Source organism: Brevundimonas sp., assembly GCF_052436175.1.
Taxonomy (GTDB): Bacteria; Pseudomonadota; Alphaproteobacteria; order Caulobacterales; family Caulobacteraceae; genus Brevundimonas.
Genome location: NZ_JBQVNM010000023.1, coordinates 1 through 13505 on the forward strand (window position 1 = coordinate 1; position 13505 = coordinate 13505).

General features: G+C 70.6%; 10 protein-coding genes. 3 read left to right on the forward strand and 7 right to left on the reverse strand.

The features are described from left to right. Positions 1-116: 116 nt before the first annotated feature. Genes ACT6QK_RS07350 through ACT6QK_RS07360 form a run of 3 tightly spaced genes read right to left on the reverse strand, consistent with a single transcriptional unit; the run spans position 117 to position 2951 of the window. Complete coding sequence (locus ACT6QK_RS07350; RefSeq protein WP_444597169.1) at positions 117-1073, reverse strand: AAA family ATPase; 957 nt, start codon at positions 1071-1073, stop codon at positions 117-119. Further along, a complete protein-coding gene (locus tag ACT6QK_RS07355) occupies positions 1060-2286 on the reverse strand; it encodes a DUF4350 domain-containing protein (protein ID WP_444597170.1) in 1227 nt (408 codons plus the stop codon). Before ACT6QK_RS07355 ends, ACT6QK_RS07350 begins: the two co-directional genes overlap by 14 nt. Next, on the reverse strand, positions 2283-2951 hold the full coding sequence (locus ACT6QK_RS07360; protein ID WP_444597171.1) for a DUF4129 domain-containing protein: 669 nt from the start codon (positions 2949-2951) through the stop codon (positions 2283-2285). Before ACT6QK_RS07360 ends, ACT6QK_RS07355 begins: the two co-directional genes overlap by 4 nt. A 179-nt stretch (positions 2952-3130) precedes the next feature. Between ACT6QK_RS07360 and ACT6QK_RS07365 the strand changes: the two genes are divergently transcribed. The 3 genes from ACT6QK_RS07365 to ACT6QK_RS07375 all read left to right on the forward strand — a co-directional run bounded on the left by ACT6QK_RS07365 (position 3131) and on the right by ACT6QK_RS07375 (position 7886). Beyond that, complete coding sequence (locus ACT6QK_RS07365; RefSeq protein ID WP_444597172.1) at positions 3131-3421, forward strand: hypothetical protein; 291 nt, start codon at positions 3131-3133, stop codon at positions 3419-3421. A 137-nt stretch (positions 3422-3558) separates the two neighbouring features. Next, positions 3559-4719, forward strand: a complete 1161-nt coding sequence (locus tag ACT6QK_RS07370; protein WP_444597173.1) for an efflux RND transporter periplasmic adaptor subunit — start codon at positions 3559-3561, stop codon at positions 4717-4719. 2 nt (positions 4720-4721) lie between these two features. Further along, positions 4722-7886 carry an efflux RND transporter permease subunit gene (locus ACT6QK_RS07375; protein ID WP_444597174.1) on the forward strand — a complete coding sequence of 1055 codons (3165 nt, stop codon included), beginning with the start codon at positions 4722-4724 and terminating at the stop codon, positions 7884-7886. Positions 7887-7892: 6 nt separating this feature from the next. On the opposite strand, the gene leuA is transcribed toward ACT6QK_RS07375, so the two are convergent. The 4 genes from leuA to ACT6QK_RS07395 form a co-directional block, all read right to left on the reverse strand. Then, complete coding sequence (gene leuA / locus ACT6QK_RS07380; RefSeq protein WP_444597175.1) at positions 7893-9560, reverse strand: 2-isopropylmalate synthase; 1668 nt, start codon at positions 9558-9560, stop codon at positions 7893-7895. Between the two features lie 195 nt (positions 9561-9755). Then, positions 9756-11627, reverse strand: coding sequence for an adenylyl-sulfate kinase (gene cysC, locus ACT6QK_RS07385; protein ID WP_444597176.1), 1872 nt, complete (start codon positions 11625-11627; stop codon positions 9756-9758). Further along, entirely contained in the window at positions 11627-12598 is a 972-nt protein-coding gene (gene cysD, locus ACT6QK_RS07390; protein ID WP_444597177.1) for a sulfate adenylyltransferase subunit CysD, read from the reverse strand. The genes cysC and cysD overlap by 1 nt, the downstream gene beginning before the upstream one ends. Further along, positions 12588-13442 (reverse strand): ferredoxin--NADP reductase, encoded by an 855-nt coding sequence (locus ACT6QK_RS07395; RefSeq protein ID WP_444597178.1) that lies wholly within the window; start codon positions 13440-13442, stop codon positions 12588-12590. Before ACT6QK_RS07395 ends, cysD begins: the two co-directional genes overlap by 11 nt. Positions 13443-13505 lie beyond the last annotated feature (63 nt).

Consider the following 13505-nt stretch of genomic DNA (forward strand, 5'->3'; position numbering starts at 1 on the left):
CAGGGCGGCGATCCAGGCGGGACCGGCAAGCCAGCCCCAGGGCGTCAGCACGCCGACGAGCAGGGCCACGGGGGCGCCCACCGCCATCAGCATCACCGCTCGCCGCGTGGGATAGATCACCGGGGCGCCGCGACCCGCTCGACCAGACCAGCCAGCACCTGATCCACGCGCCGTCCCTCGATCTCGGCGGCGGGCGACAGGACGAGGCGGTGACGCAGGGCGGGCGCGGCCAGGGCCTTCACATCGTCGGGAATGACATAGTCCCGGCCGTCCAGGGCGGCGCGGGCGCGGGCGGCGACGGCCAGCATGGCGCCGGCCCGGGGCGAGGCGCCGGTGTCCACATCGGCCGAATCCCGCGTCGCCCGGACCAGATCGGCGACATAGGCCACAACCTCGTCCGTCAGCCGGACGTCGGCGACGGCGTCCACGGCGGCGTCGATGGTCGCGGCGTCGGCCACGGTCTCGACCCCCAAGGCCGCCGGGTCCATCTGGCCGGTGCGAGCGCCCTGGGCGGCGATGATGGCGCGCTCCTGTTCGGCGGTGGGATAGGCCAGGAGGTGCTTGAACAGGAACCGGTCCAGCTGGGCCTCCGGCAGGGGGTATGTGCCCTGCTGCTCGATGGGGTTCTGGGTCGCGACCACGGTGAAGCGGCGGCCCAGGGCGTGGGGTTCGCCGTCGATGGTGATCTGGCGCTCCTGCATGGCCTCCAGCAGGGCGGCCTGGGTCTTGGGCGGCGTCCGGTTGATCTCGTCGGCCAGCAGCAGCTCGCAGAAGATCGGACCCCGCGTCAGGGTGAAGGTCGAGGTCTGGAAGTTGAACAGGTTGGAGCCGATGATGTCGCCGGGCATCAGGTCGGGCGTGAACTGGATGCGGCCGTAGTCGAGCCCGACCGCCCGGGCGAAACTGTGGGCCAGCAGGGTCTTGGCCGTTCCCGGCGGGCCCTCCAGCAGGACGTGGCCGCCCGCGAACAGGGCGGTCAGCAACAGGTCGACGGCGCCGTCCTGACCGATCACGGCCTTGCCGATCTCGGCGCGTAGCCGCTCGGCGAGCGCCTTCACCTCATTGACGTGCACGGGTCATCTCCTGGGTCCAGCGATAGAGGTCACGGGCGACACGCATCAGGTCGCCGGGGGTTTTCGCCATCCGGGCCTCTGCGGCCAGAACGGTATAGGGGCGGGCGGCGCCGAGGGTCGCGCCGACGCGGTCGAGGAAGGCGTCCAGCTCGGCGCCGTCCAGACTGCGCGGGGCGCCGATGGCCCGCGCCACCGCCCCGCGCACCAGAAGGGCGTAGGGCGAGGCCATATGGTGTTCACGTTTGGTCATGCGGACCAGACCGGCGGTGTTGTCGGCCAGGGCCCGCTTGCCCAGGGCCACGACCCGGCCGCCCTGAACGGTCGGGCCGAAGCGGATCAGGCTCTGCCAACCGGCGAAGGCGGCCAGGGCCGCGAGGATCAGGGTCAGGCCCAGCAAGGGCGGCTCGATCATCAGCCGCAGCAGGTTTCGGGTGCGCTGGAAGCCATGCTGAGCCAGGTCGAAAGCGACCGGTGAGCCGTCCGTCCGGACGATGTCGATGAGGGCGACGGCGGTCTTCGCCCCGTTCAGGGTCTTCAGCCCCTGGGTGTTCACCAGATCGGCGTCGGCCAGCACATAGGTCAGGCTGTCGCGATGCAGCACCAGGACGGGCGCGCCGCTGCCATCGACGACGACCGGGATCCATTGGGCGCCGGAGATGCGGCGAGGCGTCTCGACGGTCACGGGCGCGCCGAACGCCCGGCCGTTCGGCTGGCTCAGGACCACCCGCTGGGCGCCGGACGTCTGGGTCAGGCTCGTACCCTCGCGCAGGTCGTCGGGCATGACCGACAGGGCCTGGTCCGGACGGTTGACGCCCAGGGTGGTCACCCACCCCGGGTTTTCGCGATAGGGGGCGGCGTGCCACTTGGGCAGAACGATCAGGGTCGCCCCTCCGTGGTAGAGGTCGTCCACCTGCTCGGGCGGCGCGCCCGCCGCCGGCGTCAGGACCAGCAGGCTGTCGGCCCCGTTCTCGCCCAAGGGGCCGCGGCTCAGGATCACCGTCTGGCCCATGCTCGATAACAGGCGGGGCAGGGCGCCATAGCCGATCGACGACTTCGACAGGGCGTGGCCGCCGCCGTCGTTGCCGGACTTCAACTGCGGCTGATAGGCCGACAGCACGCCCAGCCCGGCCAGGGACACCACCCCGACCAACAGGACCACGATCATGGTCAGGGGCGAGAAGCCGCCCGAGGCCGATCCTGACAGCCGGCTCATGCGCGCCACCCCTCGGGCAGGGCGAAGGCCTCATAGGCGCGGCGGCACTCGGCGAAGTCGGCCGCATCGACAGGTCGGCCGCCGAACAGGCTGCGCTCGACCACCTGACCGATGCGGATGAAGGCCGGGCGCGCCGCCTCGGGCAGGCCCGCCAGACCGGCGATCTCTCGTGTGGTCAGCGACACCTTGAGCGCGCGCGGCTTCTTGATCTCGATGTCTTCCACGCTGCGCAGCAGCAGCAGGTGGGCCGCCTCGGCATAGCGTCCCTCGGCCGCCAGGGCGTCGGCCCCGGCCAGAAGATTGCGCGCCGTCGCCGCATCGGGCCGCCACTCCGGCTCGGTCGCCACGACCGCCGTCTTCGGTTTGGCGCGGGGCATCCGCAGCTTCAGCACCTCGCGGATGATGAGCCAGGCCAGACCGGCCGCAATCAGGATCAAACCGCCCCAGAAGACGTATTCCAGCAGCGGTCCCAGGGCGCGCAGGGCGTTGCGGACGGCCTCCAGCCAGGCGGGAACCTCGGGCGGAGTGAAGCCGGTGCGGTCGAATTGAAGCGTGTCGTCCTCGAGCAGGCGCGCGTGGGCGCGGGCCAGAACGGCGGTCTCCCGCGCGGCGTCCGCAGCCCCGGCCTGGGGCTCGATAGGAAGGGTTCCGTCAGCGGAGGGCACGCCCCAGCCTTAGCGGCCATCCCCCCGGCGTCAACCGCAGGATGCGTCCCGCACGGTTTCGTCAGGGGCGACGGGACCGGCAGGGGCGACAGCGATCACGACGCATGCTATCCGGGCCGACGATGATCAAGGCCACGCGACATTGGCTTCGGCGACTGGGTCTCGTCAGCGTTCTGCTGATGATGCTCGCCGTCGTGCTGCCGTCGGCCGAGGCCCAGGCTTGTGCGCCTTCGCCCGATCTGACCGCCGCCGCAGTCGTCGTCGATGCGGACGGTTGTGACGCCGGTCTGTGCGGCGATTGCGGCGCCGCCTGCACTCACGGCTGCTGCCATGCTCCGCATGTGGCCGTGCCGGCCGCCTCTGCGCCCACGCCCCGCCAGGACCGGATCGCCATCCCGCGCGGCGTGGGCCAGGCCGCCCATCTCGTCGCGCGCACGCCGGACGGACCGGACCGCCCTCCAAGAGGCTGAGCGGGCCCGCGCCCCTGAGGCGCGCCCTGACCTGTCCATGGGTTCGCGTCACGGTCTTCTGACCGGGCGACGGGCCTGATCCGCAATCCGGCCCGACCGACGGCGACGCCGCGACGGGCTGCGCGAGACCCTGACATATGAAAATCGAAAGACACTGGCTGATGACCGGCGCCGCCGTGGTCGTCGCCCTGGGCGCGGGCTTCGGCGCCGCCCGACTGATGGACCCGCCCGCCGTCCCCGAGGCCCATGCGGAGGACGGCCACGCCGAAGAGGCCGGGGGCGAAGGCGCCGAGGAAGGTGTAGTGGCCCTGAGCCTCGCAAACGCTGCGGCTGCGGGCGTTTCCGTCGTGGCTGTGGAGCGCGGGGGCGGGGGCGACCTGACCCTGCCCGGACGCGTCGACTTCGCCCCGGGCGCGGAGGCTGTGGTGGATGCGCCCCTGCCGGGCGCGGTGCTGCGCGTCCATGTCGGCGTGGGCGGCCGGGTCTCGGTCGGGACGCCGCTCGTCACCCTGCGCAGTCCGGAAGGGGCGGCGTCACGCGCCACGATCGACGCGGCCCAGGCCACCGTCGAGGCGGCCCGCGCGGCCGAACGGCGCGACCGGACCCTGTTCGAGAAGGGCTATGTCGCCCGCGCCCGTCTGGACATCACCGAGGCGGAGACGCGGCGGGCCGAGGCCGAGGTCCGCGCCGCCCGCGCCCGGGGGCAGGCCTATGGCGCGCCCGGCGCCGACGGTCTGGTGGTGGTCCGCAGTCCGGTGGTCGGTGTGGTGACCCGCCTGACCACCTCGCCCGGTCAGGTCCTGCATGAGGAGGATCAGGAGGTCGCCGCCATCGCCGACGCCTCGCGCGTGGAACTCGTGTTCGAGGCCGCGCCCGCCGTGTCCGGCCGGGTCAAGGTCGGAGATGTCGTCAACGGCCGCACGGCAGACGGCCAGACGGTCGCGGGTGCGATCGTCGCCCTGTCCCCGGCCAACGCCTCCGGCGCCGTGACCCTGAGGGCCCGCCCGACCGGGGCGGTTCCCCCGGCCGGGACCATCCTGTCGGCGCGGATCGCCACGGGGGCGGGGGACGGGCGGCTGGTCGTGCCAACCGAGGCCGTCCAGACCGTGGACGGCGCCGCCTCGGTCTTCGTGGCCGAGGGGGCGGGTTTCCGCGCCCGACCCGTGACGACCGGACGGGTGTCGGACGGCCGCACCGAAATTCTCAGCGGCCTGACCGGGTCCGAGCGTATCGCCGGCGCCGGCGCCTTCCTGCTCAAGGCCGAACTGGCCAAGGGCGAAGCCGAGCACGGACACTGATCATGCTGGACCGGATCATCGACGCCTCCGTGCGGTTCCGCTGGTGGGTGGTTGGCCTCGCCGTCGTCCTGGCCGTGCTGGGCGGGCGCGACCTGCTGAAACTGCCCATCGACGCCGTCCCCGACATCACCAACCGACAGGTGCAGATCACGACCGTCGCCCCCGCCCTGGGTCCGGAAGAGGTCGAGCGCCAGGTCACCTTCCCGATGGAGACGGCCCTGGCTGGCCTGCCGGGCCTGACCGAGACCCGCTCCCTGTCCCGCCACGGCTTTTCCCAGATCACCGCCGTCTTCACCGACGACACCGACATCTATTTCGCCCGCAATCTGGTCAATGAGCGGATCCAGTCGGCGCGCGAGGATCTGCCCGAGGGGCTGGCCCCGTCGATGGGGCCGGTCGTCACGGGGCTCGGCGAGGTTTACATCTGGACGCTGGAATTCACCGGCGAGGCGGCCCGGCCGGGCGTCCCCTATGTCACGCCCGAGGGCGAACGGCTGGTCACCGACGAGCAGAAGGCGACCTATCTGCGCACCGTTCAGGACTGGATCGTCGCGCCCCAGCTGAAGTCGGTCGAGGGCGTCGCCGGGATCGACGTCCTGGGCGGCTACGTCAAGGAATACGCCGTCCATCCCGATCCCGCCCGACTGTCGGCCTACGGCGTCGGTCTGGTTCAGCTGGTCGAGGCGCTGGAGCACGCCAACCGGATCGCCGGCGCCGGCTACGTCAATCGCGCGGGCGAGGCCTATATCGTCCGCGCCGACGCCCGGGTGAAGAGCCTGGAGGAACTGGCCCAGACCCCGATCCTCAATCGTGGCGGCAAGGTGATCCGCGTCTCCGACGTGTCGACGGTCGAGATCGGCCATGGCCCGCGTCTGGGTTCGGCCAGCATGGACGGCCGCGAGACGGTGGTCGGCACCGCCCTGATGCTCCAGGGCGAGAACTCCCGTCGCGTCGCCCATCGGGTCGGCGAAAAGCTGAAGGCCATCGCGCCCAGCCTGCCCCCAAACGTCATCGTCCGCGCGGTGCTGGACCGCACCGCCCTGGTGGACGCCACCATTCGCACCGTGGAGCACAACCTGGCTCTGGGGGCGGCTCTGGTCATCGCCGTGCTGTTTCTGGCGCTCGGCAATGTGCGTGCGGCCATCATCACCGCCCTGGTGATCCCCCTGGCCTTCCTGTTCGCGGCCTCGGCGATGAACCGGTTCGGCATCAGCGCCAATCTGCTGAGCCTGGGGGCGCTGGACTTCGGCCTCATCGTCGATGGCGCGGTGGTGGTGATCGAGAACACCCTGAGGCGGCTGGGGCTGAAACGGAACGAGGCCGGTCGGCCCCTGACCGTGGCCGAGCGGTTGTCGGTCGCGGCGACAGCGGCGCGGGAGATGGCCCGTCCGGCCGCCTTCGGTCAGGCGATCATCCTCTTGGTCTACGCCCCCCTGCTGATGTTCGAGGGGGTCGAGGGCAAGATGTTCGGGCCGATGGCCGCGACGGTCATGCTGGCCCTGCTGGCCGCCTTCGTCCTCAGCTTTACCTTCGTTCCGGCGATGACGGCCCTGTGGGTCGGGGAGCCGAAGGCCCATCACGAGGATACCCGCCTGACCCGTGTGGCCAAGGCCCGATATGCGCCGCTGCTGGCGGCGGCCCTAGCCCGGCCGCATGCGGTTCTGGCCGGTTGCGGCGTCGCCCTGGCCGCGGGCGTCATCGCCTTCCTGATGTTGGGCCGGGAGTTCGTGCCCCAGCTCGACGAGGGGGATGTGCTGGTCCAGGCCCTGCGCGTGCCCTCGACCTCGCTGGAACAGAGCCAGGCGATGCAGTTCCGGGTCGAGACCACCCTGAAGGCCATGCCGGAGGTCGAACGGGTCTTCACCCGCACCGGCACGGCCGAGGTGGCGTCGGACCCCATGCCGCCGTCGATCTCGGACACCTTCGTCATGCTGAAGCCGCGCGACCAGTGGCCCGATCCGGGTCTGGCCAAGGCTGTGTTGGTGGGGCGAATGGAGACCGAACTCGGCAAGCTTCTGGGCAATTCCTACGAGTTCACCCAACCGATCCAGATGCGGTTCAACGAACTGATCGCCGGGGTCCGCTCCGATGTGGCGGTCAAGGTCTACGGCGACGACTTCGCCGCCATGAGCCGCACGGCGGAACAGGTTGCCGCGATCCTGCGCGGCATCGACGGGGCCGCCGACGTCCGCGTCGAACAGATCAGCGGCCAGCCGACCATCACCGCCAGCGTCGACCGCACCATCGCCGCGGCGCAGGGAGTGCACGCCTCCGACGCCGCCCACGCCCTGGCCATAGGTCTGGCCGGTCGCGAGGCCGGTCAGGTGCTGGAGGGCGACCGCCGGTTTGACGTTGTCGTGCGTCTGGCCGACGACCTGCGCAACGATCCGGCGGTGATGGCCAGCCTGCCGGTGATGCCCGAGGATGCGGCCTCCGGCGCGCCCACTGTGCCCCTGTCGGCCGTGGCCCGGTTCGACGTGGCGGAGGGGCCGAACCAGATCAGTCGCGAGAACGGCAAGCGCCGCATCGTGGTCCAGGCCAATGTGCGCGGTCGCGACCTCGGCGGCTTCGTCGCGGAGGCGCAAGCCGCGATCGCTAGCAAGGTCGCCCCGCCCTCGGGGGGCTGGCTGGACTGGGGCGGGCAGTTCGAGAATCTGGAGCGGGCCTCGGCCCGGCTGGCCCTGATCGTGCCGATCGTGGTCCTGACCATCGGTTTGCTCTTGGTTCTGGCCTTGCGGTCATGGAGGGACGCGGCCCTGGTCTTCGCCGGGGTGCCTCTGGCGCTGGTGGGCGGGGCGCTGGCTCTGGCGCTCCGGGGCATGCCCCTTTCGATCTCGGCGGCGGTCGGCTTCATCGCCGTGTCGGGCGTGGCGACGCTGAACGGACTGGTGCTGATCCAGGCCATTCGCCAGCGGCTGGACGAGGGTCTGCCCCCGTTGGAGGCCGCGCTTCAGGGGGCGGTCAGCCGACTGAGGGCCGTCCTGACCACGGCCTTGGTGGCGGTGCTGGGCTTCGTGCCGATGGCCTTCGCCTTCGGCCCGGGAGCGGAGGTGCAGAAGCCGCTGGCGACGGTGGTCATCGGCGGCCTGACGACCGCGACCCTGCTGACCCTGATCGTCCTGCCGGTGCTGGCGGCCCTGTTCACGCCGAGAAGGGAGGCGTCGTGACGGCGTTCAGGCCCGCGCCGTGGTCGCCGCGCTGAGCAGGGCCTTGACCGAGGCGGTGGCCACGTCGGCGTCGATCCCGACGCCGAACACCGTCGCCCCGGCGGGCGTGCGGCATTCGACATAGGCGGCGGCCTGGGCGTCGGCGCCGTTGCCGATGGCGTGTTCCTGATAGTCGGCGATGTCGAGATCGACGCCCAGGCCCTCGCGCAGGGCGTCGAGCACGCTGGACATCAGGCCGTTGCCGCGACCGAACACATGCCGCTCCTCGCCGTCCAGGCTGATGCGGCCAGAGAAGACGCGTTCGCCGCCGACGACCGCGCCCTCCTGATAGTCGATCAGCTTCAGGGTCTGGTCGCCGTTCAGGTGATAGGCGGTCTCGAAGGCCTGCCAGATGTCGGCGGCGTTCAGTTCGCGGCCGAGGCTGTCGGCCAGGGCCTGGACCGGGCGGCTGAAGTCGGCCTGCAGCCGCTTGGGCAGTTTCAGCCCCTTGTCCTGCTCCAGAATCCAGGCGACCCCGCCCTTGCCCGACTGGGAATTGACCCGGATCACCGCCTCGTAGGAACAGCCGATGTCGGCCGGGTCGATGGGCAGATAGGGGACATCCCACAGCTCGTCGTTGCGCGCGGCCTGGGCGGCGAAGCCCTTCTTGATCGCGTCCTGGTGACTGCCCGAGAAGGCGGTGAAGACCAGCTCGCCCGCATAGGGGTGGCGGGGATGGACGGGCAGCTGGTTGCAGTATTCGACGGTCTTGACGACCTCGCCGATGTCCGAGAAATCCAGTTCAGGATCAACGCCCTGGGTGTAGAGGTTCAGAGCCAATGTCACCAAGTCGACATTGCCGGTGCGCTCGCCGTTGCCGAACAGACAGCCCTCGACCCGGTCGGCCCCGGCCATGATCGACAGCTCGGCGGCGGCCACGCCCGTGCCCCGGTCGTTGTGCGGGTGGACCGAGATGACGACGCTGTCGCGGCGCGGGATGTTGCGGCCGAACCACTCGATCTGGTCCGCGTAGATGTTGGGCGTGGCCGCCTCGACCGTGGCCGGCAGGTTCAGGATCAGCGGCTTGTCCGGCGTGGGCTGGAGGATGTCCATGACCGCCTCGCAGCACTCGATGGAGAAATCCAGTTCGGCAGTGGAGAAGGTCTCGGGGCTGTATTCGAAGCGCCAGTCGGTCCCGGGGCGGCGGGCGGCCTGGTCGCGCAGCAGCTTCGCCGCCGTCTGGGCGATGCCCTTCACCTCGGACCGGTCCATGCCGAAGACGATGCGGCGCCAGGCGGGTGAGACGGCGTTATAGACATGGACGACGGCGGTCTTCGCCCCGTCCAGACTGTTGAAGGTGGTCTCGATCAGGTCGGCCCGGGCCTGGGTCAGGACCTGGGGAATGACGTCGTCGGGGATGGCGTCGCGATCGACCAGGCCGCGAATGAAGTCGAACTCGGTGGCGCCGGCCGAGGGGAAGCCGACCTCGATCTCCTTGATGCCGATCTTCACCAGCAGGTCGAAGAAGCGCTGCTTCTTCTCGGCGTTCATCGGGTCGATCAGGGCCTGGTTGCCGTCGCGCATGTCCGTCGAAAGCCAGCGCGGCGCCCGGGTGATCGTGCGCGACGGCCAGAGACGGTCGGGCAGGTTCACTTGCGGGAACGGGCGGTATTTGACGGACGGGTCGCGCAGCATCGCCGCGTCTCCTTCGGGCAGGCAAGAAACTGACCGGCGCACGAGGGAGTTCAGGCCGGGAGGGAGGCCATAGCGGCTGAGGCGGCGGAGGTCGAGGGATCGTGCGCGAAGGGGCCGGATTTCCGCGTCTTCGAGGACGAAAATTGCGCCTTCGTCTGAGCTCGACGCGTCAGGGTTGCGTGCCTTTGCGGCGCTTCACCAGGCCGGAAGCCAACCCCGTGCGATCAGGGTGCGGAGAATCAGATCGGCGGCGGCGTCGGGCGTGGCCAGCGTCGTGTCGATCGTCAAATCCGGCGAAGACGGCGCCTCGTAGGCCGAGCCGACCCCGGTCAGATCGGCGATCCGGCCCTCCTCAGCGCGGGCGTAGAGGCCCTTGGGATCGCGGGCGCGGCAGGCGTCGAGCGGGGTGTCGACGAAGACCTCCAGGAAACGGTCCGGGGTCAGGCGTTCGCGCACCGCCTCGCGTCCGGCGGCGGCCGGCGAGATCAGGGCGCACAGGGCGATGACCCCGGAATCGGCGAACAGACGGGCCACCTCGCCCGTGCGACGGACGTTCTCCTCGCGGTCGGCGCTCGAGAAGCCGAGATCGCGGTTGAGGCCGTGACGCAGGTTGTCGCCGTCCAGCAGGACGGTGCGGACCTGACGCGCGTGCAGCCGCCGTTCGAGGGCCGCGGCGATGGTGGACTTGCCGGAGCCCGACAGGCCCGTCAGCCAGACCGCGCCGCCGCGATGGCCGTTCAGCCGGGCGTGGTCCTCGGGCGTGACGGCGCCGGCGGTCCGGTAGATGTTGCGGGCCTGATCCAGCGGCGCGCGGGCGACGCCGGCAGCGGCCACGGCGCCCGTCTCGCGGTCGATCAGGACAAAGCCGCCCAGGGCCGGATCATCGACGAAGGCGTCGAAGGCGAGGGGGGTGGTGAGGTCGACGACCGCCTCGCCGATGTCGTTTAGGGTCAGGGCCTCCGTCGCCTCGACGGGGCGGCTGATTCGCACTGGCATCGTGCGGGCGCCGATGCGCAGTCGATAGGCGCGGTCCGGCGCGAACGGCCGCTCGTCCATCCACAGCAGGGTGGCCGAGAATTTCTCGACGGCGGCGGGACGGCTGTCGGGCAGGGACAGGACATCGCCGCGCGACACGTCGATCTCTGTGTCCAGCACCAGGGTCAAGGCGTCTCCTGCCTCGGCCGAGGCGCGGTCGCCGTCCCAGGTCACGATGCGCGATACCGTCGCCGACAGACCTGACGGATTGACCACGATGCGGTCGCCGGCGCGGATGCGGCCCGAGGCCACGGTGCCGGCATAGCCCCGGAAGGTCTCATCCGGTCGGTTGACGTACTGGACGGCGAAGCGGAACGGCCGGGTCAGGCGGTCGTCCTCGACGGGCAAAGTTTCCAGCGCCTCGATCAGCGTCGGTCCCTGGTGCCAGGCGAGGGCGGGGGAGCGGCCGGCGACATTGTCGCCATGGCGGGCGCTGATCGGCACCGGCACGGCGGTGCGGAAACCGAGGTCGGCGGCGAAGGCGGCGTAGTCCTCGGCGATGGCCCAGAAGACGGCCGGGTCGTTGTCGACCAGATCGATCTTGTTCACCGCCAGGACGACGTGGCGGATGCCGAACAGGGAGACGATGCGGCTGTGCCGACGCGTCTGCTCGGTCAGGCCGCGCGTGGCGTCCACCAGGATGACGGCGGCGTCGCAGCCCGAGGCCCCGGTGGCCATGTTGCGGGTGTACTGGGCGTGGCCGGGGGTGTCGGCGACGATGAAGTTGCGCCGTGCGGTCGAGAAGTAGCGCCAGGCCACGTCGATGGTGATGCCCTGTTCGCGCTCGGCCTCGAGCCCGTCAAGCAGGAGGGCGAAGTCCAGGCCCTCTCCGGCCGTGCCGAAACGGCGGCTGTCACGATGCAGGCGCGCCAGCTGGTCGTCGGCGATCTGGCCGGTGTCATGCAGCAGGCGGCCGATCAGGGTCGACTTGCCGTCGTCCACCGAGCCGCAGGTGAGGAAACGCAGGTGATCGCGGGCGGCGTGCTCGCCGAAGCCGCGATGCGCGCGCAGAGGCAGAACCTCGCCGTCCATCAGAAATACCCCTCGCGCTTCTTGCGCTCCATGGAGGCGGTTTCGTCCGCGTCGATCAGGCGGCCGCTGCGTTCCGACGAGCGGGTGGACAGCAGTTCGTCGATGACGGCGTCGATGTCCTCCGCGTCGGACTCGACCGCCGCCGACAGGGGGTAGCAGCCCAGGGAGCGGAACCGCACGCGACGCAGCTGCGGCGTCTCTCCGGGCAGCAGAGGCAGACGGTCGTCATCGCGCACGATCAGGGCCCCGTCGCGCACCACCACAGGCCGGGGGGCGGAGAAATACAGGGGCACAACCGGGATGGCCTCGGCGCGGGTGTAGGTCCAGACGTCGAGTTCAGTCCAGTTCGAGAGGGGAAAGACGCGCAGGCTCTCGCCCGGCATCAGGGCCGAATTCCACAGACGCCACAACTCGGGCTTCTGTTTGCGGGGATCCCAGACGTGGCCCGCGCCCCGGAAGGAGAAGACCCGCTCCTTGGCCCGACTGGCCTCCTCGTCGCGCCGGGCGCCGCCGAAGGCCACGTCGAAGTCATGCAGGTCCAGCGCCTGTTTCAGGGCGTCGGTCTTCATGACCTGGGTATGGACCGAGGAGCCCGAGGCGACCGGGCTGACGCCGCGCCGCACCCCGTCCTCGTTCACATGCACGATCAGCCGCGCGCCATAGGTCTCGGCCACCGCATCGCGGTGACGGATCATGTCGCGGAACTTCCAGGTCGTGTCGACGTGCAGCAGGGGGAAGGGCGGCGGGGCCGGCCAGAAGGCCTTGGCGGCGAGGTGCAGCAGGACGCCGGAATCCTTGCCGATCGAATAGAGCATGACCGGGTTGCGCGCCGTGGCGGCCACCTCGCGGAAGATTTCGATCGCCTCGGCCTCAAGCCGTTTCAGGTGGGGCGACAGGGGCGAGGTCGCGCGCGCGGGCGGCGGCGTTTCGACGACTTGGGGCGTGCGGGTTTTCAAGGCTTCAACCGACAAAGGCGCGCTCCAGAACATAGTCGCCGGGAGCGGCGTTGGAGCCCTCGACAAGTCCGGCCGCCTCCAGCCGGGCGGCGACGTCGCGGATCATGGCGGTGGAGCCACAGAGCATGGCCCGGTCGCGGGCCGGGTCAAAGCCGGGTAAAAGTCCGAGGTCGGCGAACAGGGCGCCGCTGTCGATCCGGTCGGTGATGCGTCCCGTCTTCAGGTCCGGCGTCGAGACCGCCTCTCGGGTCACGGTCGGATAGTAGCTCAGCCGCCCGGCCGCCGCCTCTCCGACCAGAGGATCGTCGAACAGGTCGCGGGTCAGGACGTCTCGATAGGCCAGGTCGGCGACCTCGCGCACCGTGTGGGTGACGATCACCTGCTCGAACCGCTCCCAGGTCTCCGGGTCGCGCAGCACGCTGAGCCAGGGGGCCAGGCCCGTCCCGCTGGCGATCAGGAACAGCCTCTCGCCGCCGGTCAGGGCGTCGAGCACCCGGGTGCCGGTCGGCTTCCGGCCCAGCAGGATGTCGTCGCCGGCCTCGAGCTGTGACAGGCGAGAGGTCAGGGGGCCGTCGGGGACGTGGATCGAATAGAATTCGAGTTCCTCCGACCAGGCCGGGCTGGCGATGGAGTAGGCGCGAAGCGTCGGCTTGCCGCCGTCCGGATCCGGCAGGACGATCATCACGAACTCGCCCGAGCGGAAGCGGAAGTCCTCGGGCCGTTCGACGGCGAAGCTGAACAGCCGGTCCGTCCAGCGCCGGGTCCACAGGATGCGCGCCGCATGGAAGGGCGACTTCGCGGCGATGGCGGGCGCCGACGTGACGGAGCCGGGACGGTCGAGAGCAAGGGTGTCGGACAAGGAAGCCTCCGAAACGGGAGGCCGGGATAGGCGAGGCGACGCGCGCATCGCCAACGACTTCTT